Annotated in this window: 13 protein-coding genes; 3 read left to right on the top strand and 10 right to left on the bottom strand. The window is 72.6% G+C overall.

The window, feature by feature from the left end:
- Positions 1-28: 28 nt before the first annotated feature.
- A complete protein-coding gene (gene eccCa / locus IA22_RS0125540) occupies positions 29-4,081 on the top strand; it encodes a type VII secretion protein EccCa (RefSeq protein WP_030124962.1) in 4,053 nt (1,350 codons plus the stop codon).
- Between the two features lie 79 nt (positions 4,082-4,160).
- Here the strand turns inward: eccCa and IA22_RS0125535 are convergent, their stop codons facing one another.
- The 4 genes from IA22_RS0125535 to IA22_RS0125520 all read right to left on the bottom strand — a co-directional run bounded on the left by IA22_RS0125535 (position 4,161) and on the right by IA22_RS0125520 (position 10,899).
- A complete protein-coding gene (locus IA22_RS0125535; RefSeq protein ID WP_015579108.1) occupies positions 4,161-5,408 on the bottom strand; it encodes a S8 family serine peptidase in 1,248 nt (415 codons plus the stop codon).
- The gene (locus IA22_RS0125530; RefSeq protein WP_030124961.1) at positions 5,405-8,716 is read right to left on the bottom strand and encodes a right-handed parallel beta-helix repeat-containing protein; all 3,312 of its coding nucleotides are present in this window, start codon (positions 8,714-8,716) and stop codon (positions 5,405-5,407) included. Before IA22_RS0125530 ends, IA22_RS0125535 begins: the two co-directional genes overlap by 4 nt.
- A gap of 147 nt (positions 8,717-8,863) precedes the next feature.
- On the bottom strand, positions 8,864-10,090 hold the full coding sequence (locus IA22_RS0125525; RefSeq protein WP_030124960.1) for a ricin-type beta-trefoil lectin domain protein: 1,227 nt from the start codon (positions 10,088-10,090) through the stop codon (positions 8,864-8,866).
- The gene (locus IA22_RS0125520) at positions 10,087-10,899 is read right to left on the bottom strand and encodes a type VII secretion system-associated protein (protein WP_015579106.1); all 813 of its coding nucleotides are present in this window, start codon (positions 10,897-10,899) and stop codon (positions 10,087-10,089) included. The genes IA22_RS0125525 and IA22_RS0125520 overlap by 4 nt, the downstream gene beginning before the upstream one ends.
- Before the next feature lie 517 nt (positions 10,900-11,416).
- Between IA22_RS0125520 and IA22_RS0125515 the strand changes: the two genes are divergently transcribed.
- On the top strand, positions 11,417-12,394 hold the full coding sequence (locus IA22_RS0125515) for a mannose-binding protein (RefSeq protein WP_030124959.1): 978 nt from the start codon (positions 11,417-11,419) through the stop codon (positions 12,392-12,394).
- Positions 12,395-12,602: 208 nt separating this feature from the next.
- Complete coding sequence (locus IA22_RS0125510; protein ID WP_030124958.1) at positions 12,603-14,603, top strand: glycoside hydrolase family 84 protein; 2,001 nt, start codon at positions 12,603-12,605, stop codon at positions 14,601-14,603.
- Between the two features lie 71 nt (positions 14,604-14,674).
- Here IA22_RS0125510 and IA22_RS0125505 read toward each other — a convergent pair whose 3' ends face one another.
- The 6 genes from IA22_RS0125505 to IA22_RS0125480 all read right to left on the bottom strand — a co-directional run bounded on the left by IA22_RS0125505 (position 14,675) and on the right by IA22_RS0125480 (position 22,458).
- Positions 14,675-15,901 (bottom strand): PP2C family protein-serine/threonine phosphatase, encoded by a 1,227-nt coding sequence (locus IA22_RS0125505; protein ID WP_030124957.1) that lies wholly within the window; start codon positions 15,899-15,901, stop codon positions 14,675-14,677.
- Positions 15,902-16,059: 158 nt separating this feature from the next.
- Positions 16,060-17,175 carry a peptidase C39 family protein gene (locus IA22_RS0125500; protein ID WP_030124956.1) on the bottom strand — a complete coding sequence of 372 codons (1,116 nt, stop codon included), beginning with the start codon at positions 17,173-17,175 and terminating at the stop codon, positions 16,060-16,062.
- Positions 17,176-17,228: 53 nt separating this feature from the next.
- The gene (locus IA22_RS0125495; protein ID WP_030124955.1) at positions 17,229-19,331 is read right to left on the bottom strand and encodes an iron ABC transporter permease; all 2,103 of its coding nucleotides are present in this window, start codon (positions 19,329-19,331) and stop codon (positions 17,229-17,231) included.
- Positions 19,328-20,392: an iron-siderophore ABC transporter substrate-binding protein gene (locus IA22_RS0125490; protein WP_030124954.1), complete on the bottom strand. Its 1,065-nt coding sequence runs from the start codon at positions 20,390-20,392 to the stop codon at positions 19,328-19,330. The genes IA22_RS0125495 and IA22_RS0125490 overlap by 4 nt, the downstream gene beginning before the upstream one ends.
- A 98-nt stretch (positions 20,393-20,490) precedes the next feature.
- A complete protein-coding gene (locus tag IA22_RS0125485) occupies positions 20,491-21,354 on the bottom strand; it encodes an ABC transporter ATP-binding protein (protein ID WP_030124953.1) in 864 nt (287 codons plus the stop codon).
- A 348-nt stretch (positions 21,355-21,702) separates the two neighbouring features.
- Positions 21,703-22,458: an MBL fold metallo-hydrolase gene (locus IA22_RS0125480; protein ID WP_421702131.1), complete on the bottom strand. Its 756-nt coding sequence runs from the start codon at positions 22,456-22,458 to the stop codon at positions 21,703-21,705.
- Positions 22,459-22,488: the final 30 nt, after the last annotated feature.

The raw sequence follows: 22,488 nt of genomic DNA, 5'->3' as shown, positions 1-22,488 counted from the left end.
AGTTCAGTGAACCGGAGGTTCTGTTCCCTTGAGTGTCGTGCTGTTTCGTCGCCCGGCCCGCAGGCGCGGGCCGGAGATGCCCGAAGGGCAATTGACCCTCCAGGAGCCGCCGGTCCTCGCCGAGACGGTGCCCGACACCTCGGCGATCTGGACCTATCTGCCGATGGCGCTGATGTCGGTCTCGATGATGCTGATGTTCCTGCGCCCCGGTGGCGGGAACGGCGTCTTCATGTACCTGGCGATGGGCGTCATGGCGCTCTCCGCCGGTGCCATGCTGCTGGGTCAGCTGATGCGGCGCTCCAGTGAGCGCAAGCAGCGTCTGAAGGGTGAACGCCGCGACTACCTGCGGTACCTGGCCCAGATCCGCAAGCGGGTCCGCGCCACCATCACGGAGCAGCAGCGTGCGCTCGCCTGGCGCCACCCGGAGCCCGCGTCGCTTCGCTCACTGGCCCGCACCTCGCGGCTGTGGGAGCGGCGCCCGGCCGACGAGGACTTCGGCGAGATCCGTCTCGCGGTCGGCGAGCAGCAGCTCGCACTCACCCTGAACCCGGTCTCCACCCGGCCGGTCGAGGACCTCGAACCCCTCTGCGCGCACGCCCTGCGCCGCTTCGTCCGCGCCTACTCCACCATCCCCGGGCAGCCCCTCGGCCTCTACCTGCGTTCGTCGGCCCGGGTGCTGCTGCGCCCCGAGGAGACACCCGACCAGGAAGCCTCCGGGCCGGGCGGCACCCCGTCCGGGAAGGCGGGCGAGGGCCCCGGCGAGGAAGCGGTGCGTGCCCTGGTGCGCGCCATGCTCGGCCAGTTGGCGGTGTTCCACGCGCCGGAGGAGCTGTGGATCGCCTTCTGCGTCAGCGACGAGCGGCGGCCCGACTGGGAATGGGCCAAGTGGCTCCCGCACACGCTGGACCCGTACGAGGAGGACGGCGCCGGACAGGCCCGCCGGATCACCGCCGACGTCACCGAACTCGACGACCTCCTGGGTGCCGAGTTCGCCGAACGCCCCGGCTTCGACCCGGAAGCGCGCCCCGGCCGCGACGAGCCCTACACGATCGTCGTCCTGGACGGCGTCTCCGTGCCCGAGGGCCACCGCTGGGAGGGACACGGCTACCGCAACGCACTGGCCCTCGACATATCCGGGTCGCTGCGCTGGCGCCCCGGCCGCAACACCCTGAGGCTGACCGTGGGCACCGACCAGGTGAGCCTGGTGCGCACCGACCGCAGCCGCAAGGAGCGCTCGGTGCCGCTCGGCCGGCCCGACCGGCTCGGCCTCCTCGGCGCGGAGTCGCTGGCCCGGCTGATCACCCCCCGCCGGATGAGCCTGGGCACCGACATCGCGCAGCCGATGGACACGGACGTGGAGCTGACCACGCTGCTCGGCATCCCCGACCTGCACCGGCACGACCCGCAGACCCTCTTCAACCGTCACACGGGCTCCGCACGGCTTCGGGTACCGATCGCGGTCGGCGTGGACGGCCGCCCGGTGGACCTCGACATCAAGGAGTCCGCGCAGGGCGGCATGGGCCCGCACGGCATGCTCATCGGAGCCACCGGCTCCGGCAAGAGCGAACTCCTGCGCACGCTCGTCCTGGGGCTCGCCCTGACGAACTCCTCCGAGACCCTCAACTTCATCCTGGTCGACTTCAAGGGTGGAGCCACCTTCCTCGGTCTGGAGGAACTCCCGCACACCTCCGCCGTCATCACCAACCTCGCCGACGAGGTCGCGCTGGTCGAGCGTATGCAGGACGCCCTGCACGGTGAACTGATCCGGCGCCAGGAGCTGCTGCGCGCCGCAGGCAACTACACCTCCGCCCTGGAGTACGAGCGCGCCCGTGCCGCGGGGACGGACCTCACCCCGCTGCCCAGTCTCTTCGTGGTGGTCGACGAGTTCAGTGAGCTGCTGTCCGCGCACCGGGAGTTCATGGACCTGTTCGTGATGATCGGCCGGCTCGGCCGCTCCCTCGGGGTGCATCTGCTGCTGGCCTCGCAGCGCCTGGACGAGGGCCGCATGCACCAGCTCGAGAGCCACCTGTCGTACCGCATCGGTCTGCGTACCTTCTCCGCCATGGAGAGCCGCGGCGTACTCGGCGTCCCGGACGCCTACGAGCTGCCCGCCCAGCCGGGCAGCGGCTACCTGAAGTCCGGGGTGGAGGCCCTCACCCGGTTCCGCGCCGCCTACTCGTCCGGGACGTACGGGCGCCGCACCGGTGCGGTCGTCCAGGCCCGGGTGGCCAGCCAGGTGGTGCCGTGGACCAGCGGCTGGGTGGTGCCGCGCACCTTGGACCCGGCCACCGAGCCGGAGCCGGAGGCCGAGGAGACGGGCGAGGAGGAGGCCCTGCTCGACGTGGCCCTCGACCGGCTGCGCGGTTCCGGTCCCGCCGCCCACCGCGTGTGGCTGCCGCCGCTGGACGAGCCCTCCCCGCTGGACGTCCTGCTGCGCGGGATCGCCCCCGACCCGGAGCGCGGCCTGACCGCCGCCGGGTGGTCCGGCACCGGACGGCTGCGGGTCCCGGTCGGCCTCGTGGACAAGCCCTTCGAGCAGCGCCGCGACCCGCTGGTCGTGGACCTGTCCGGAGCCGGCGGCCACGTCGCCGTGGCGGGCGGTTCGCAGAGCGGGAAGTCCACGCTCGCCCGCACGCTCATCGCCGCCCTCGCCCTCACCCACACCCCCGCCGAGATCCAGTTCTACTGCCTCGACTTCGGCGGCGGCGGTCTGTCGCAGCTCGCCGCCCTTCCGCACGTCGGCGGGGTCGCGGCACGGCTCAACCCGGAGCGGGTGCACCGTACCGTCGCCGAGGTCATGACGCTGCTCGCCCGCCGCGAGCAGTTCTTCGTGGACCACACGCTGGACTCCATGCAGTCCTACCGCCGCCGCCGGGCCGCCGGGGAGTTCCCCGACGAGCCGTTCGGCGACGTGTTCATGGTGGTCGACGGCTGGTCCACGGTCCGTCAGGACTACGACGACCTGATCACGAAGTTCAACGAACTCGCCGCCCGGGGGCTCAACTACGGCATCCACCTGATCATCACCACCACGCGCTGGGTGGAGCTGTCCGCCCAGGTCCGTGATCAGGCGGCCACCCGCCTCGAACTGCGGATGGGTGACCCGATGGACTCCGAGATCGACACCCGCAAGGCCCGCTCGGTGCCGCGCAGCGGTGGACGCGGCATCACCGCGGACAGCAAGATGCACTTCCTCGCCGGCCTGCCCCGGCTGGACGGCAGCGGTTCCCTGGACGACCTCGGCGACGGGGTCACGCACCTGGTCTCGGAGATCTCCCGGCACTGGACGGGCGCACCCGCCCCTCAGGTCCGGATGCTGCCGCACAGGCTCCCGGCATCCGACCTCCCGGCGCCCGAGGCCACCGAGGGCGGCGGCATGCGCATCCCGCTCGGCATCGACCAGGACGCGCTGGAACCGGTCTGGCACGACTTCAGCCGTACACCGCACCTCATCGTGGTCGGCGACACCGAGAGTGGCAAGACCAACCTGCTGCGCGGCATCACCAGGAACATCACCACCCGCTACACCCCGGAGGAGGCGAAGATCATCGCGGTGGACTACCGCCGCACCCTGGTCGACGCCATTCCCGAGGAGTACCGCATCGGGCACGTGATCTCCCTGGACAACCTCAAGGAGACGATCGAGGGCGCGGCCCGCGCGATGAAGTCCCGTGTCCCGGGCGCCGACATCGCGCCCGCCCGGATGCGCAGGTGCGACTGGTGGACCGGTCCCCGCCTGTTCGTCCTGGTCGACGACTACGACATGGTCTCCGGAAACTCCTTCCAGAGTCCCTTCGAGCCGCTCTTCGAGAATCTGACCCTCGGCTTCGAGATGGGTCTGCACCTGGTCGTCGCCCGCAGTGCCATGGGCGCCGGCCGCGGCCTCAGCGACGGTCTCATCCGCCGCCTGGACGAGGCCAACAACCCCGCGGTCCTGCTCTCCTGCCCGCCCACGGAGGGCCGCCTCTTCGGCGACGCGAAGCCCCTCAACCTTCCGCCCGGCCGGGCCCTCCACATCGCCCGCCGCCGGCCGCGTCTCATGCAGACGGCGCTGATCGAGGAGAGCCGGAGCCAGGACTGACCGCACTGACAGGACGCATGACGACGACACCCTCCCGAGGCCGGCCTCGGGAGGGTGTCGTCGTCATGCCACGGATCGATCAGTCGGACGTCGTTCCGGCCGCTCCCGCCGGGCGCCATCCCCGGGCGCGGGCCCGGGACAGGGCGAAACCGGCCCAGAGGACGGCGAGGACGGCCGCTGAGCCGAGCAGGACGAAGAGCGTGGCCCGGCCGGTGGCGCGGTCCGTCGCGGCGGTGTCGCGGACGGTCACGGGTTCCGCTCCGTGCTTGTCCCTGGCGGCCGCGGCCGGCTCACCGAGGACGGAGGTGACGGCGGCGTAGGCGTCCAGCTGGGGGATGTCGGCGGGGTAGGCGGTGGCCGTCAGACGGCGGACGACGTCCTCGGGTGAGTCGTCGGGGTGGGCGGCGCGGACGGCCGCGACGGCTCCCGCGGCGTAGGCGGTGGCCACCGGGACGCCGCCGCCGAGGTAGTGGCCCTTGCCCCGCGGGCCGCCGGAGACGACACCGGCGCCCGGGGCGGCCAGATCGACGCCGTCGGTGGGCAGGGAGCCGTCCGGACGGACGCCGCCGGGGAGCATGTCGGCGACCGAGAGGACGCCGGGCTCACCGGCCGGCCAGTACGTGCGGGGCGGGATCTCGTCGGACCCGCCCCGGGACGGCGGGTCGGGGGTGGCAGCCGCGACCACGACGGCGCCCGCGCGGCGGGCCTCCGCGACCGCGCTGCTCAGCGCCGCGTCCTGCCGGGGCAGGGCCACCGCCACCGCGATCACCTCGGCACGGGCCTCGGTCGCCGCACGCAGCGCGTCCACCACCAGGTCCGCGCTCGCCGCGCCACGCCGGTCGGTGCCGCGCAGGGCCAGGATCTTCGCTTCCGGTGCCACCCCGGCCAGCCGGGGGCTGTCCCCGCCGGTCCCGGCGATCAGGCCGGCCAGGAACGTGCCGCTTCCGACGCAGTCGTCGGCGGCGTCACCGTCGGCGGTGACCCGGCCCTTGAGACCGGCCGCGCCGGGGGCGACTCCGGTGCCGATCAGCGCGACGGTCACCCCGGCGCCCGTGCTGTGCTGGTGCAGCCGGTCCAGGTCGAGGCGCTGGCGCGACCAGTCCTGCTTCTTCGCCGTCTCCCGGGAGGCCGGGGTGCAGACCACCTCCTCGGCCTCGGGGTCGAGGGCGGAGGGCATGCCGGGCAGTTCCTGGCCCTTCTTCCCGTCGGCCGCGGGGACGCGCGAAGGGGGTGCCGCCTGCGCAGGAAGGGCGGTGGGCAGCAGCAGGGCGGCGGCGAGGCCGGCACCGGACAGCAGGCGGGCCGCCCCGTTCCCCGGCGGCCTCATCGGGGTGCCACCTTCGGTGCGACGGCCGTGACGTCGGCGGGGAGGAGAACACGCAGGTCGTCCAGGGTGGGCGCGGCCAGCGAACTGAGCCGGCCCGCCTGACGGGTGACCATGGACTCGACCACCTGGCGGGCGAGCCGGGCGTTTCCGAAGGAACGGTCCCGCGGCATCGCGTCGAAGTACTCCTTGAGCAGGGGACCGGTGCCGGGCCCGCACTCGTAGCCCATGTTGGCGGCCTGGGTCCGCACGATGGTGACCAGTTCCTCGGAGGAGTAGTCGGCGAACGCGATCCGGCGCGGGAAGCGGGAGGAGAGACCCGGGTTGGAGCCGAGGAAGCGCTCCATCTCGTCGGTGTAGCCGGCGACGATGACGACCACCTCGTCGCGGTGGTCCTCCATCAGCTTCAGCAGGGTGTCCACGGCCTCCTGGCCGAAGTCGGCACCGCCCCCGCGCGGGGTGAGGGTGTACGCCTCGTCGATGAACAGCACGCCGCCACGGGCCCGTTCGAAGACCTCACGGGTGAGCTGCGCGGTGTGGCCGATGTAGCGGCCGACCAGGTCGGCGCGGGCCGCCTCGACCAGCTGGCCCCGGTCGAGCACCCCGAGCTGGGTCAGGACCTCCCCGTAGAGGCGGGCGACGGTGGTCTTGCCGGTACCGGGCGGGCCCGTGAAGACCAGGTGGTTGCTGAGCGAGGGGACCGGGAGTCCGGCAGCCGCGCGGTGGCGGGCCGTGGTGATGAGGTTGACCAGGTCGGCGACCTCGCGCTTCACCTCGGCGAGACCGATCATGTCGCCGAGACGGGTCAGCGGGTCGTCGGCCGGAACGGCGGTGTCGGTGGCCGCCGCCGCGGCGGTGGCGGAGACGTCCTCCGGCAGCAGGAGCCGCAGATCGTGCTCACTGACCTGCTGCTGCTCGGCGAGGCGGACCGCCTGTCTGTCCACCATCTCCTCGAACACCCCGCGCGCGGCACGGCCGTTGCCGAAGCCGGCGTCCCGTGGCATCGCCTCGAAGTGCGCGGCCAGAGCGGCGGCGGTGCCCTCGCCCAGCTCGTACTGGTGCTGGGTGCACATGCTCTCCATGATCGCGACCAGGTCGGGCACGGAGTAGTTCTCGAATTCGACGGTCCGCGAGAAGCGGGAGGCCAGACCCGGGTTGGAGGCGAGGAAGGAGTCCATCTCGCGGGAGTAGCCGGCGGCGACCACCACCACGTCGTCGCGGTGGTCCTCCATCAGTTTCAGCAGGGTGTCCACGGCCTCGCGGCCGAAGTCGGCGCCGCCGTTGCCGCTGTCGGCGGCGAGCGTGTACGCCTCGTCGACGAACAGGACGCCGCCGAGGGCCCGCTGGAAGGTCTCGGTGGTCTTGATCGCGGTGCCGCCGACGACCTGGGCGACGAGGTCGGCACGCGAGACCTCCACCAGGTGCCCGCTGCGCAGCGAGCCCAGCTCGGCCAGGATCGCGCCGAAGAGGCGGGCGACGGTCGTCTTTCCGGTGCCGGGCGGACCGGCGAATATGAGATGTCTGCTCATCGGCGGCGCCGACATGCCGAGTTGTTCACGGCGCTGGGCGAGCTGGGTGAGGTTGACCAGGGTCCGCACCTGCTGCTTGACGTTCTCCAGTCCGATCAGCGCGTTGAGGGCGCCGAGCGGGCCGTCCGCACGGTCCGGCGCGGGCGCGTCCGCGGCGCCGGAGCCGGCCGGGTCGGTGTTCTCGGCGCTGCCGGTGCCCCAGGCGTCCCGTTTGCCGTTGCTCACGCTGTTCAGGTTGTCCACCGCGAGACGTTCGCCGGGCACGGTCTGCACCAGACCGCCGCCCTCGTTCTCCCGTGCGTGGCAGTTGACGAGCGAGACCGGCGCGGTGGACTCCACCCGGAAGCCGTCCTGGGATCCGCCGGTGGCCTCACATCCGCTGAGCGAGGCGAGCGCGCCCTCACGGATCAGGTAGCCATGCCCCTTGGGGGCGTGCGCGGCGGTGCGGTTGGCCGTCAGTTCGCCGCCCGCGGCGACCACGACGGCCTCCTCGCCGGCTGTCTCGACGCGGAAGTCGCGGACGGTGACGTTGCCGCCGTCCTCGACCACCAGCCCGTTGGTGGCGGGGTCGGAGACCCCGCCACCGGCCAGGTAGAGGGTGCTGCCGGAGGCCACGCGCACACCGGCGCCCTTCGGACGGACGATCTCGCAGTCCTCGGCGCGGCCGCGGGCGTCCTTGGTCAACGCGATGCCGTCACCGGAGGGCTCCACCAGCCTGGCCCTGCGCAGCAACGGGTTGGCACCTCCGACGACCGCGACCGCGGGCGTGCCGCCGATCACCTCGAGGCGGTCGAGTTCCGGTGCCGAGTCCTCCTCCAGGAGCAGTCCGGGTCCGTCGCAGTCGCGGACCGTCAGGCCGGTCAGTGCCGGGGAGGCGGCCCCGGCGACCCGCAGCGCCGCGCCCTGCGCGCCGTCCACCCAGCAGTCCTCGAAGGTGCCGCGGGACCGGTCGGTGACCAGCACCCCGTGGCCGCGTGCGCGTGAGACGCGGCAGCGCCGCAGCACCGGGTCGGTGCCCCCGGCCAGCGCGATCCCGTTTCCGGAGGCCCCGGTGACGCGGACGTCCTCCAGGGTCGTACGGCCCGAGCTGCTCAGGTGCACACCCGTGCTGGTGTCGTGCACCACGGTGCGGACCACCGAGACGGAGCAGTTCCCTTCCAGGGCTATGGAGGGCTTGTCGGTGGAGGAGATGTCGCAGTCCTCCACGTTGCCACGGGTCTCACCGTTGGCGAGCAGGCCGTTGCCGCGGGCATCACGCACCGTGCAGTCCCGCATGCGGGCCTCGCCCTGCTCGGCGAGGACCAGGCCGCTGGTGCCCAGGTGTTCGAGCGTGCAGGACTCGACGGTGGTGGGGGTGGTCGAGGTCACGACGATGCCCGCGCCCTGCGGGTTGCTCACACGGCAGTTCCGCAGCGCGAGGGAGCCGGTTCCGCCGGCCAGCATCGCGGTCCATGCGGCGCCGATGATCTCGCAGCCGTCGAACGCGGCCTGCCCGCGCCGTACGTCCACCGCCGGCAGCTCGGCGTCGCCACCCCGCAGGGTCAGTTCGGAGAGCATCACGGCATCGGCGCGCAATGCGATCACGCTGCCCGAACGCGGCCTGATCTCCACCGTGCCCCGCCCCTCGGCGGCGGTGAGGGTGACCCTGGTGTGGATCACCAGGTTCTCGGCGTACGTCCCGGGCCGGACGCTGATGAGCGCCCCGGTACGGGCTGCGGCAAGCGCTTCACCGATCGTCGAAAAGCGGTCGGCGGGGCCGACCGACAGTACCTGGCGCGACACGCACCAACCTCCTTGCTACGGCGGCGTCTTCTGCGGACTCCCCGATTTCGCCGGGGACGCGTGCCGGCGAGCCGACGATGCCATCATGCCTCGTCCCCGGCGGGTACGGGTTCCGGGAGGGGTGCTCCCGGCATCGAGGAGCTGCGGTCAGGTGCTCCATTTCTGGGCGGGGTTGCCCGAACAGTGCAACAGCTGCAGCGCCGCCCCGCTGTTCCGGTTGGCGCCCGCGATGTCGACGCACATGCCGACGACGGTGTTGACCAGATCGTGGGCGCCGTTCAGAGCGAACTTCTGGGCGGCGTTGCCGTTGCACCAGGCGATCTGGATGGGGGTGCCGTCGCTGAAGTTCGCGTTGGCCACGTCCAGGCACAGGCCCTTGATGCGGATGGTGCCGTCGGAGGCGAACTGCCACTTCTGCGCGGGGGCGCCGTTGCAGTCCCACACGTGCAGCGCCTTGCCGTCGCTGAAGTCATGGCCCGGTACGTCGATGCAGCGGCCCGAGAGATGGCTGCGGAAGGAGACGGGCCCACTGAGCGTGACGGCCGGAGCGGCAGCCTTCGCGGGCTGCTTCTTGGCGCCGTCGGACTTCTTCTCCGTGCTCTCCTTCTTCGGCTGCTCCTCCGGTTCGGCGGCCTTCTTCGGCACGTCCTTCGCCTTCTCCGGCACCGGGGCCTTCTCCACCGGCTTCTCCTTCACCGGCTCGTCGGCGGCCTTCGTCTTCTCCGCGGCCGGTGAGGTGGTCTCGGCGGGGGTCACCGCGAAGTCACCGGGTGCCTCCGGGCCGCTCCCGTCGAGCACGGTCCCCGCGGCGGCGACCGACGTCCGCTCGGGGCCCTTGTCGTCGTTCCCGACGAGTATCAGGAAGGGCACCGACACGAGCAGCGCCCCCGCCACCGCCGCCCCGGCCAGTACCGCCTTGCCGGGCCTGCCCACGGTGCCGGCGTCCTGCTCCGGCCTGCCGATCGCGGTCGCCGTCATGGTCCGTACGAGTGCGGGCAAGCGGCTCTGCGCGGCGGCGGTGCCGCCGTGGTCGGCCTCGGACTCGGGCCGGGCGCCGGCTTCGGGCTCGGCCGTCGTGCCCGCCGCGGGTCCTGCGGGTTCCTCTCCCGTCGCGCCGGGATCCTTCGCGGCCTCTCCCGAGGGCTTCGCGGCCTCTCCGGAAACCTTTTCGGCTTCTCCGGACGTGCTTTCGACCTCCGTGGTCCGCGTACCGGCCTTTCCGGCGTCCGCCCCGGTCGTCGACCCTGCGGATCCGGACGTGGGTGCGGCTGAGGCGGTGGACGCGGTGCCGACGGCCGACTCCTCGCCGCCGGAGGCGGAGGACTCGGCGCGTGCCTTCGGGGAGGCGGGGGGCTGCTGGGACGAACTCGTCATGGGGTCCTGCCTGTGGTGGGGGGCAGTTGGTCGGATGAGCTGGCGGTCCGGTCCGCGGAGGGTTCCGCCGGGGCGGTCCCGACGTGCTCCGCGGTACCTGAGGCGGCGGCGACGTACTCCGTGGCGGGCGCCCAGGCGTCGCCCGCGACGTGAGCGGGGCCGGGGAGGCTCTCCGCCGGGACGAGCAGGGGGGCCGCGGCTCCCGCGTTGACCATCAGCAAGGTGCCGGGATCCTTCAGTGAGCGGGCAAGTTCCTGTACCGGCAGCCTGTCATGGTGAAGTGCCGACGACATGAACTCGTGTGCGGGCGAGGTGAACAACAGGACCACCGGCGCCCCGTCCCGTCCGGCTGCCGTCAGCGGCCCGCCGTCCGGTCCGCGCACGACGGTGATCTCCGCCTCGGCGAGGACCGCGAGAGCCTCCTCCACCGACCCGTAGCCGGTGGCGGCCCGCTGCGCCGCGGCGTCCACCGGATCGGTGGGCTCCGGCCATCCGAGCACCCGCGCCGACGGCCGGTACGCCGGGTTGGCGCGGTACTCGCCCACCCTGCCGCTCGCGTCCGACTGCCACTCCCCCAGCACCGCCCACTCGGCCGGTGTGCGTTCCTCGGTCCATTCCGGGTCCACCACCCCGACCCAGTGACCCGGAGCACGGCGGGCCGCGGCCCTCACTGCTTCGGGGATGCCGGAGGTGTCGGCTGCGACGGTGTCCTCACCGACACCCGGCCCCGGTCCGGCGGCGGGGTCCGGGGCTTCGGGCATGACGAACGAGGCGCCGTCCGCGCCCTCTTGTCGCTCTCCGGGCCGCATCTCCACCTGAACTCTTGGGTCTGTACGAATTCTCGGCTGTCGAAACGCCACGCGCGCACGCCGGCATTGATCAGATCGGGGAACCAACAGGATGTCATACGGCCAGGACCCATGGGAGTTCGGACCGGGTCCGTTTGGGCCTCCGACGTGCCCGTTTCCTGCCCGGTCGGTGAACTTTCCGGGAGCAGTGAGCAGGAAGAGGACATAGTGACGGGAAGTCCCGGGGTGAGGGCGCGGCCCTTCTCGCCCCGAACGGCTACGTTGGGTACGCCATCGGCCTCTTCGACGTGCGGCGCCTCACGGTCCGGACGCACGGACCGGGGCCCCACGGCACCGCCTCACCGCTCGGAGGGGCGTCGGACCGGTGGCCGCCACCGCGCGCCGGGTCGGTCGGCGGTCGGACGGTGAGGACCCTGGGCGTCCCGGCCCCTCGACAGGACGTCAGCCCGTGCGCCGAGGGCTCGCAGGTGTTCCTCCGGCCCCACCCACGGCTCCGCCACCGAGAAGGAGTAACCGCATGTCCTCCCAGCCCCCCACTCCCGGCGCGAACACGACAGCGGCCGCCGCCCCCGACACGGAGGCGGCCGGCCCCCGGCCCGCGTCGCCGGAACCGGCACCGGCACCGGCACCGGCACCGGCCGAGGGGGCGCCGGCCCCCGCACCCGAGGCGGAGTCCGGCGCCACACCGGCCGGGGACACCGCGGCCACCCCTCCGCAGGCCGCCAAGGCCCCGGCCCCCGAGGCGTCCGGGGAGGGGGTCGGCGTCACGACGGCAGCCGCGACGGCGCCCGGCACCACGACCGCCACCGGCGTCCACGCCGGCCGCCCGCGTACGCCGGTCCTGGCGGGTGCCGCCTTCCTCGGCGCGGCCCTGGTGGCCATACCCCTGCTGCTGGTCGGAAGCGCCAACGACAAGGGCGGGGACGAGACACCGATGCGGCCGGTGGCGGGGGGCGCGGACACCGTCCTCAACCCGAACTCCGCCCCCGCCGCGCTCGACGACTACGTGGCCGGGAAGCCCAGCCCCTCCCCGACCAAGGAGAAGCCGAAGGCGGTCGAGCCGAAGGCCGTGGCCCCCGTGGTCCCCGCACCGGAGCCGCCGAAGCCCAGCCCTTCCGCGACGAAGCCCAAGGCCAAGGTCAAGCCGAAGCCCAAGCCCTCCCCGAAGCCGGAGTGGAGCACGGTGGTCGTCTCGGCTCCCAGCGTCATCCAGGTCAACCAGGCCTGGACGACGAACCGTATCAAGATGGTCATGCAGACCGACGGCAACCTCGTGGTCCTCAACGAACAGGGCAAGCCGATCTGGGCTGCGATGACGTTCGGCCAGAACCACCGGGCGATCTTCCAGCCCGACGGAAACCTCGTGATCCACAACGGTGACGACCGCGCGATATGGGCCTCCAAGACCCACGACCACCCGGGAGCCCAGCTCGTCCTGCGGGCGGACGGCAAGGTGGTCGTCCAGGAGAACGGCAACGTCCTCTGGTCGACCTGACGCCCCGTCGTGGCCCGGCCGGCCCGCCTTGTGCGGGCCGGCCGCGTTTGCGCCGGGCCGGTCACCGGCCGATGGGATCCGGCGGTTTCCGGCTGCCTCGGTCCCGCCGGTTCCCCCTTTCCGAGGGCGAGATCTTGACACCGACGCCGCCGAGTGGTGGTTTAGACCACTCCACCTGAATGCGGTGGTCCACTTACGTGGAGGTGCAGTGATCCGTATGTCTGCAAGCCATCCGTACTGTCTGTCCCGTGTCCCCCGGCTCCCCCTTCTCGGCGCCGCGGCCCTGCTCGCCCTGGGTACGCTCTCCGCTCCCGCGTGGGCGGCGGGAAGACCGGCCACCACGCCGGCGCCCACCGTGTCCGCGGCCATGCCCGTCGTCACGCCCACCCCGCAGCACATGGAATCGGCAGGACGGGACCTCCGTGTCCCCGACCGCGTGCGGCTCGTCCTCGGCGACGACGTGGACGCCGCGAGCATCGATGTCATCAAGAAGGCGCTGACCTCGGCCGGCGCACGCCACATCGACACGGCCGCGGCCGCCACCGCGGCGACCCCCGCCGGTCGAGCGAAACTCACCGTCGTGGCCGGTTCCGTCAAGGACCGCGTGGTGGCCGCCGCCCTGCGGGCCACCGGCGGCACCGTGCCCGGCACCCTGGTCGCCGAGGGCTACTCCCTCGCCTCCCGCGGCGACAGCATCGTGCTCGCCGGCAACGACGGTGACGGTGTCTACTACGCCGCCCAGACACTGCGGCAACTGGTGACCGGAAAGCGCACGGTGGCGGCCGTCTCGATCACCGATCACCCGGCCATGCCCCTGCGCGGCAGCATCGAGGGCTTCTACGGCGCGCCCTGGTCGCACACCGACCGGCTCGACCAGCTGGCCTTCTACGGCGACATCAAGGCCAACACCTACATCTACACGCCGAAGGACGACGCCTACCTCAGGGACGAGTGGCGCGAGCCCTACCCGGCGGACAAACTCGCAGACCTGCGTGAGCTGATCGACCAGGCCACCGCCCACCACGTCGACTTCACCTACGCCCTCTCCCCCGGTCTGTCCGTCTGCTACAGCGATCCCGCCGACGTGAGCGCCCTCAAGACGAAGCTGGGCACCCTCTACGACCAGGGGGCCCGCAGCTTCTACGTGGCCTTGGACGACATCAGCTACACCAAGTGGAACTGCGAGGCCGACCAGGAGAAGTACGGCGCCCCGGGCAGGGGCAGCGCGGGGCAGGCACAGGCCGACCTGCTCAACGCCGTGCAGCACGACTTCATCGACACCCGCCCGGACGCGGCCCCGCTCCAGTTCGTGCCCACCGAGTACTCCGACACGGCCGACTCCGCCTACAAGTCCGTGCTGCGCGAGCAGTTGGATCCGAAGGTGGTCGTGCAGTGGACGGGCACGGACGTCGTTCCCCCGTCGATCAGCGTGGCGGACGCCGAGGCCGCCTCGGCGGTGTGGGGACGCAAGGTGTTCCTCTGGGACAACTACCCGGTCAACGACTACGGGCAGACGACCGGCCGGCTGCTGATGGCCCCGTACGACAAGCGTGAGGCCGGGCTGCACAAGGCGCTGAGCGGCATCGTGCTCAACCCGATGAACCAGGCGGCCGCCAGCAAGGTCGCCCTCTTCGGCGGGGCGTCGTTCGCCTGGAACGACGAGGACTACGACCCCGCCCGCACCTGGCGCGCGGCGGCCGGCTACCTGGCCGGCGGTGACCCCGCCACCACCCGGGCGCTCCTCGCCTTCTTCGACACCCAGCACCTCGCGCCGACCTTCGGCGACACGGACTGGCAGCCGCAGGCCCCCGAACTGGCGGCGCGGCTCGCGGACTTCACCGAGGCGTGGAACAGCGGATCCCGTGCCCGACGGCAGGCCGCGCTGCGTGAGCTCGGTGCCTACGCCGACGTGCTGGCCGGGGCTCCCGAGCAGATCCGCGCCGGTGTCGGGGACCCGGCCTTCCTGGCGCAGACGAAGCCGTGGCTGGACGCCCTCGACGCATGGGGCGGCTCGCTGGACGCCACCCTGGACGGCCTGCGGGCCCGGCTGCACTCGGGGAGCGGAGACGCGGACTTCGCCGAGGCGGCGGAACTGGCGAAGCAGGCAGCCGCGTACACCACCATCCCGGGCACCACCCGGCCGCAGGGCACCATCAAGGTGGCCGACGGGGTGCTCGACACGTTCATCGAGCGGGCGCCGACGCTGTGACGCACGGCCCCGGGCGCCCTGGATCAGGCGCCCGGGGGCGTCGGCCGGAGGACCCGGCGGACCCGAGCGGGTCACAGCCGGATGATCACCAGGGCGACGTCGTCGGTGCTGCCGGCGGGTGGGAGGAGGTCGGCCAGCAGCGCGTCCGCCAGCTCCTCCGGGCCTGCCTGCCCGTGGCGGACGAGTGCGTCGGACAGACGGGCGAGACCCAGGTCGATGTCCTCGTGACGACGCTCGATCAAGCCGTCGGTGTACAGGACCAGGGTTCCGCCCTCGACGAAGGGCGTGGTCGCCTCAGGGCGAGGGACGTGGTCGGGCCGGGCGCCCAGCGGCGGGTCGGTCGCCTGGTCGAGAAGGGTCACGGTGCCGTCGGGATGGAGAAGGAGCGGAGGAGGATGCCCCGCGCTGCTGTACACGATGGTGTGTGCGGCCCAGTCGATGAACGTCTTCACCACCGTGGACGACTCGGCGCCGTCGACACGGCGGGCATACAGCCCGACGGCCTCCAGGGCGCGGGCGGGCCCATCGGCGACGCGGGCGGCCGCACTCAGAGCGCTGCGCAGCTGCCCCATCACGCAGGCTGCCTTCAGACCGTGCCCTACGACGTCGCCGACGGCCACCGCGATGCGGTCGCCCGGCAGGTCGACCAGGTCGTACCAGTCACCACACACGTTCAGGGTGCTGGCAGCGGGCTGGTAGCGGACAGCTGCACGGTGGTGCCCGACCGGGGAAGGGGCGGGGAGCATCGCCTCCTGCAGGGCCAGGGCGACCTCCCGATCGCGCGCATGAGCCCTGCGCAGACGTTCGTTGATGTCCTGGAGTTCACGGGCGCGGGTGTAGAGCTCAGCCTCCAGCACGCGGGCCCTGCCGCTGTCGGACGCGCCGCGGGCACGGATGAGTTCGGTGACCTCCTCCACCCGGTGCACGATCGACAGCACATGCCCGTCCGCATCGGTGACCGGCGCGTTGACCGGGCTCCAGAAGTGTTCCGCCCAGTGGCCGGGGCGCTCGCGGTCCTCGATGTCGTAGCGGACGAGTGCCATGGTGTCGCGCTCGCCGGTCTCCAGCACGCGCAGCATGGACGCCCGGGTCTCCCGCATTCCGGCTGCGGCCGGGTCGTTGGGGTTCTCGGGGAACACGTCGAAGATGTAACGGCCCAGCAACTGCTCGCGGCTCCGTCCGGCCAGGCGGAGGAAATCCTCGTTCGCGTCGGCGTACAGGAGATCGGGAGTGAGCAGAGCGACCATGCCGGGGAGGGCGTGGAAGACCGCCGCGTAATCGAGCTGCGGTTCCTTCATGCGCCACCGCCTCGATCCCGGCCCCGCTCTGCGGTTCCAGCATAGGAGGATCCGGTTCACCGCGCCCGGGCTCACGTCCCCGAAGCCGTGTGCGGTCACCTGGACGGCCCCGCACGGGCGAACGGCACCGCCGGAATCCGCGGAGCGCTCCCGAGGGCCTACCCGCCCGCCGGTCCGGTCTCGGAGGCCTCGCCCCGTTCCGGACGCCCGAGGGTCACGGCGCCGTGGAAGCCGTCCGGCGAGATGGCCGACATCGTGTCGAGCGACGCGTCGGCGACCGGCAGCAGATGCGCGTCGACCCAGGTGTCCCCCGTCGCCGCGTTGGCCCAGGGGTCCTCGATCACGACCGCGCCGGGTGCGGTGCCGTGGCAGAGCACCCAGTGCGGGACCTCGAACCCCTGCATGCCGGCGAGCGAGACCAGGAGCAGCACGTGCTCCCCTCGGCCGACCGCGTCCCGGATCGCGGCCACGGTCAGGGGGCGGTGGTCGACCAGGACGCCGACGCTCTCGGCGTCCGTACGCGACATGCTCTGGAGGCAGGCACGCCACTCCTGCTCGCTCTCGGAGAGGTGGCCGAGCATGACGGGCAGGTCCGTGTCGAGGTGGACCGCGACCGGCGACGAGGGCCACGCCCTGCGCACGGCGACGCCCAGTCCGACGGGTTCGCAGGCCTGGAAGTTGGTCGCGGCGCGCCAGAGCGTCAGCTCCGCCCGGCGGTCGAGCGCCTCCCGCGCCATCGCCCCCGCCTGCGTCTGCGCGACCAGCGCGGTGACGGCGCCGCAGGTGAAGTGCGTGCTCTGCCCGTAGTACGGGGGCTCCGTCACCTCGGCGTCGCCCAGCCAGCGGACGTAACCGGTGGCGGGTCCGGCTGCGCCTGCCGACTGCGCGAGCGGTGGTTGCAGCGGCGTGAAGCCCGCAGCGGCGGCGGCTTCCGGACTCGCCGTCCATCCCTCCCACTTAACCTGCGCGAGGTCCCGGTCACGTGCGTGTGCGACGACCGCCGCCACGGCAGCCGGCACGTCGCCGACGGCGTCGACGATCTTCAGATAGGCCGTGTGCGGGCGGGCCGTCACGAGTGCGGCAGCGGTCCATTCCTCGCCCTCGTCGCCCCGGACGGCGACGGCCACGATGTGAGGAGCCTGGGCGGACCGGTCGACGGCGTGCCAGCGTTCCACCACCTCGTCGTGTCCGAGGCGCCGCAACGGGGCCGGCGTGGTGCCGGGTACGAACGGGACGACGACGCTGCTCACGGGCGTTTCCTGCGGGGCCGCCATGGCGGAACTCCTTGCGGGTCGGAGGGAACGGGGACGGGATCCGCCTCGCGGTGTCATGCGCGGGACTTCCGGAGCACCCAGACGAAGTACGGCGCTCCGACCAGGGCGATCATGAGGCCCGCCGGCACCTGCGCGGGTGCGACCAGCGTGCGGCCGAGGGCGTCGGCCACACAGACCAGCAGCCCGCCGAGCAGCATCGCGACCGGGATCGCGCGGCCGTGCCGGGCACCCACCAGCGACCGGGCGAGGTGCGGTGCGACGAGCCCCACGAAGCCGACGACGCCGACGGCGATCACGCTGAGCGCCGCGAGCACCGCGGCGATCGCCAGTGCGGCGAAGCGCGCGCGTTCCACCCTGACGCCGACGAGGCGCGGGGTGTCCTCGTCGACGGCGAGCAGGTCGAGCTGACGGCGCATGGCGAGCAGCGTGGGGAGCGCGAGCGCCAGGGCGACCGCGACCGGTACGACATCGGGCAGTGTGCGGCCGTAGGTCGTGCCGGAGAGCCAGGTGAAGATCCGGGGCGTGTTGTACGGGTCGGCACGCAGCAGGAGGAAGGTGGTGACGGAGCTGAGGCCGTACCCGCAGCCGATGCCGATGAGGACGAACCGGTCGGGCAGGAAGCCGCCGCGCCAGGCCAGCAGGGCGATCAGCCCGAAGGTGGCGAGCCCTGCCGCGACCGCGACCGCGACGAGCACCGGCTGCCCGCCGGACAGGCCGGACGTGACGACGCTCGCCGCCCCCAGTCCGGCGCCCGCCGTGATGCCGAGCACTCCCGGCTCCGCCAGCGGATTGCGTACCGAGCTCTGTACGACGCATCCGGCCAGGCCCAGCGCCGCTCCGGCGAGGACCGCCGCGACGACACGCGGGAACCGGTCGTCGAGTGCCTGGCCGATCAGGTCGGGGGCCGTGCCCTGGATCCAGAGCACGACGTCCCCCGTCTTCAGCCAGAGGCTTCCCGCCAGGACCGCGACGACGACCGCCCCGGCCAGCAGAGCCACCGTGACGGCCACGACGAGGAGATACGCGCGGCGGGACCGCGCGGCGACCCGGGCGGCGGGCGGCTGACGGAGCCGGCCCGTGTCGCGCAGGCGCATCGCGAGAACGATGATCACGACGGCGCCGAGCAGCGCGGTCGGTACGCCGGTGGGGATGGAGGCGGCACCGGACGCACCCTGGAGCGCGCGCAGGACGGCGTCCGCGAGCAGGATGAGCAGCGCGCCGAGCAGCCCCGCCGCGGGTACGAGGAAGAAGTGCCGGCGCAGCGCGCGCGCCCGTCCCGCGATCAGGCGGGCCGCGACGGGGGCGCCGAGGCCGACGAAGGCGATGGGACCGGCGAGCGTCACGGCGGTGCCGGTCAGCAGTACCGCGCACAGGACCGCGGCCACACGGGTGGAACGGATCGGCACACCGAGGGTGGACGCGGCGTCGTCGCCGAGGTTCATCACGTCCAGCCGCCGGGACAGTGCCAGAGCGACGCACAGCACCACGGCCACCAGAGGGAAGGCGCGTACCGAGGCGTCGATGTTCAGCTGGGCGAGCGAACCGCTGCCCCAGGCGAAGAGGCCGGTCGTGTTCTGGTTGAACAGGATGAGCATCATCCCGGTCGCCGCGTCCAGGGCCATCGCCGTCGCCGATCCGGCGAGGATCAGGCGGGTGCCCGCGGTACCCGCGGCTCGGCCGGCCAGAAGCAGCACGAGCGCCGCCGCGACCAGGCCGCCGGCGAAGGCGACGGCACCCGACGCCCAGAGCGGGACGGCGAGTCCGAAGGCCGCGACGAGGGTGAGCGTGAAGTAGGCCCCGGCGGTGACCGCGAGGGTGTCCGGGGAGGCGAGCGCGTTGTGCGTGACCGACTGGAGCAGCGCGCCTGCGCAGCCGAGGGCGAAGCCCACCGCGATGCCGGCGAGGAGGCGTGGCAGGCGGGAGCCGGTGAAGATCTCGCCGACCGGGGCCCCGCCGGTGTTGTCCCGGTCTCCGGCGAGGTAGCGCACCAGGTCGCCGACGCCGACGCCCGAGGTCCCCTGCGTGAGGTGCCACAGGCCGACCAGCGCGGTGGTGGCGAGGAGGAGTACGAGGACGAGCACCCCGGTGGGGCCGCCACCGCGCTCGGCGCGCGGCAGCGGCTTCCCTCCGGGTGCCGGTATCTGCTGTGTGCTCACTTCTTGTCGAGCACGTCGACGTAGGCGTCGATCGCCTGCGCGCAGGAGCGCGGGCCGCCGGCGCCCCACACCCGTGCCGGGAACGCGTGGGCGCGTCCTTCCTTCACGGCCGGGAGGGTCTTCCAGATCGGGTTCTTGGCCAGGGCGGCGACGTAGCCTCCGGCGCCCTCGTCGTTGGCGTAGAAGAGGTTGGCGTCACCGACCGCGGTGAGTCCTTCGACGTCGGTCTGCGCGAGACCGTAGGAGGGGTCGACGCCGCCGTCGCCGTGGGCCTTGTTGACGTCGTTGGTCCACGCGGGCTTCATACCGAGTTCCTTGCCTATCTCGGTGAAGAGGGCGCCGTCGCTGTAGGGGCGGACGGTGAGGTTGCCTCCCTGGAGCCATCCGTCGAAGAACAGGAAGTCCTTCGTGGGCAGGTCGGCGTCGGTGACCTGCTTCTTCGCCGTCGCGAGGTGCTGGTCGAACTCGTCGAGCACCTGGTCGGCGCGTTCGGTGCGGCCCGTCGCCTCACCGATCATGCTGAACACCTCCCGCATGTTCCCGATCGGGTCCTTCGGGTTCGCGCCCCGCGTGGCCATCACGGGGACGCCGCGCTTCTCCAGCTTCGCGATGGTCTCGTCGTCGGCGTCGAAGGCCTCGACGACCATGAGGTCGGGCTTGGCCGCGTAGAGGGTGTCGAGGTCGGGCTCCTCACGGGTGCCGATGTCCGTGACGCCGCTGGGCAGCTTCTCCGCGCTGACCCAGGTGCTGTAGCCCTTGGCGTCGGAGACCGCGGTGGGGGTGACGCACAGGGTCAGCGCGTCCTCGACCTGCTGCCACTCCAGGACCGCGATCCGCTTGGCGGGCTTGTCGAGCTCGACCTGCCGGCCGACGCCGTCCTTGAAGGAGACCGGCTTCGTGGAGGTGGCCGTGGTGTCGTCGGCGCAGCTCTTCGACGCGGGTGACGCGTCGGCGGTGCTTCCGGCCGCTGCCTTGTCGACGTCGGTCGTACCGCAGGCCGTTGCGGCGAGGAGGGCGAGCCCGGTGGAGGCCGACGCCGCGAGGCGATGGGCACGGTTCATTGAGGGGCCTCTGTTTTCTTGCGTTTCGATGGGAGGTGTTCGGTGGGAGTGGTGTGCGGCTGTGGCCGCTGCCGTGACTCGTTCGAAGTGGCGCTGCTTCAGACGAGGTGCCGCCCGAGCGGGTCGATACGGAGACGGCCGGTGCGAGGATCGACGCCGACCTCGACGCGGATGTCGTAGACCTCGGCGATGTTCTCGGCGGTGAGGACGTCGGCGGGTGCGCCCGCCGCGTGCACGCGGCCGGAGCGCATCAGGAGCAGGGTGTCCGCGACGCGGGACGCCTGGTCGAGGTCGTGCAGCACGATGCCGACCGCGATGCCGTGTTCCTGGACGAGATCGCGCACCAGGTCGAGCGTCTCGATCTGGTAGCGCAGATCCAGGTGGTTGGTCGGTTCGTCCAGAAGGACGACACCGGTGTCCTGGGCCAGGCAGGCGGAGAGCCAGACGCGCTGCATCTCTCCGCCGGAGAGTTCACCGACGGGCCTGCCGGCCATGTCCCGTACACCGGTGACGCCCATGGCGTGGTCGATCGCGGTGCGGTCCTCGGCGGTCTGTCCGGCGAACCCGCGCCGGTAGGGGTGGCGTCCGAACGCCACGACCTCGGCGACCGTGAGTCCTTGGGGCGCGGGCCTCGACTGGGAGAACAACGTGACTTCTCGGGCGAACTGGCGGGCGCTCAGCAGGGCCGCGTCGCGCTCGGGCTGTCCGTCGCCGGAGCCGAGCGTCACCCGGCCGCCGTCCACCCGGTGCAGCCGGGACAGCGCGCGGAGCAGGGTGGACTTCCCGCTGCCGTTCGGCCCCACCAGGGCGGTCGCACGGCCGGGTTCCAGGGCGATCGAGACGCCGTGGACGACCGGCCTGCCGCCGTACCGCAGCACCAGGTCGTGCCCGTGGAGGGCGGCTGCGGGCGCGGCGGTGCCGGCCGCGGGGCGGTCGGTCTGCCGGAAGGGGCTCGTGAACATCGCTGGGTCCGGACAGTCGGAGGGACAAGGAGTGCGGCACCCTCCGCCCGGTCTTCACCGGCCGGGCGGCACGCCCGCCCGCACACGGGAAAGCCCCGTCCACGGCGAGCACCAACTAAGGGTCACCTAACTCGGAAAAGGTTATATTCCGCTTGCCATGTCGACAATCAGGAGTTCTGGACACGGGATACGGGATTCCGGACATGCGCGGAGGTACCGCCCCGCGAGCGGGAGAGGCGGACCGGCCTCCCCGGGCCGGTCAGCGCGCCAGCGGGCGCCAGCGGGCCAACCGGTCAGCGCGTCAGCGGTCAGTGGGCCAGCAGGTCAGCGCGTCAGCCGGTCAGCCGGTCAGCGGGTGATGAACGGCTCGGTCAGGTGCGGGGTCGCGAGGTGGAAGGTGCCGGCGGACGGACGGAGCAGCACCTGCCGCCTCGACTCCCTCGCCCGCTCCGGGTCCATCTTGTGGGCGTAGGCGATTTCGGGGTGGAGCAGCTGGATCGCGTGCACGAGCAGGTCACCGGTGACGACGGCCTGGTCGCGCCCGGACGCGACGAGCACGCTCTGGTGGCCGGGCGTGTGACCGGGTGTGGCGACCACACGCTCACCGCCGCGCAGCGAGGTGTCGCCGTCGAGCAGTCGAAGCTGACCGGCCCTGCGGAGCGGGTCGATCAGCGTGGACCGCAGCTGCGGGTTGACCTCCTCGATCGCGTCGAGTTCAGCCTGCTGCAACACGTACGAGGCGTTCGGGAAAAACGCCCGCGCCCCGCCCACGACGGCCCAGCCCACGTGGTCGGTGTGGAGGTGCGTGAGCACGACGGTGTCCACGTCGGCCGGTGCGACGCCGGCTGCTGCCAGTGAAGCCGGGAGCACACCGGGCACGGGAGCCCAGGAGGCCGCCGGGCCGTCGGCCGGGCCGATCCCGGCGTCGACCAGGGTCACGCCCCGGTCGCTGCGGATCGCGAACGCGCGGAACCGGAGCCACCAGCGCCCGCCGTCGTCGAGCGCGCCGGGATCGAACCGGTCGGCCGCCGCCCACTGCTCGGCGGTGACACCGGGGAACGCCTCCGACCGGGGGGAGAAGAAAGGGCCCTCCCCGTCGGGCAACGCGGTGACGGTGTACGGGCCGACCTGGAC

Origin of the sequence: Kitasatospora papulosa, assembly GCF_000717245.1 — a bacterium.
In the GTDB taxonomy this organism is placed as follows: Bacteria; Actinomycetota; Actinomycetes; order Streptomycetales; family Streptomycetaceae; genus Streptomyces; species Streptomyces papulosus.
The sequence above is the reverse complement of the archived record's forward strand: the minus strand, read 5'-3'. Positions and strand labels throughout refer to the sequence as shown.

What these genes read in the sequence shown, in the direction of transcription:
- IA22_RS0125535 (WP_015579108.1), bottom strand. Translation starts at nt 5,408, where the DNA reads ATGAGGCCGCCGGGGAACGGGGCGGCCCGCCTGCTGTCCGGTGCCGGC.
- IA22_RS0125525 (WP_030124960.1), bottom strand. Translation starts at nt 10,090, where the DNA reads ATGACGAGTTCGTCCCAGCAGCCCCCCGCCTCCCCGAAGGCACGCGCC.
- IA22_RS0125520 (WP_015579106.1), bottom strand. Translation starts at nt 10,899, where the DNA reads ATGCGGCCCGGAGAGCGACAAGAGGGCGCGGACGGCGCCTCGTTCGTC.
- IA22_RS0125515 (WP_030124959.1), top strand. Translation starts at nt 11,417, where the DNA reads ATGTCCTCCCAGCCCCCCACTCCCGGCGCGAACACGACAGCGGCCGCC.
- IA22_RS0125505 (WP_030124957.1), bottom strand. Translation starts at nt 15,901, where the DNA reads ATGAAGGAACCGCAGCTCGATTACGCGGCGGTCTTCCACGCCCTCCCC.
- IA22_RS0125500 (WP_030124956.1), bottom strand. Translation starts at nt 17,175, where the DNA reads ATGGCGGCCCCGCAGGAAACGCCCGTGAGCAGCGTCGTCGTCCCGTTC.
- IA22_RS0125490 (WP_030124954.1), bottom strand. Translation starts at nt 20,392, where the DNA reads ATGAACCGTGCCCATCGCCTCGCGGCGTCGGCCTCCACCGGGCTCGCC.
- IA22_RS0125485 (WP_030124953.1), bottom strand. Translation starts at nt 21,354, where the DNA reads ATGTTCACGAGCCCCTTCCGGCAGACCGACCGCCCCGCGGCCGGCACC.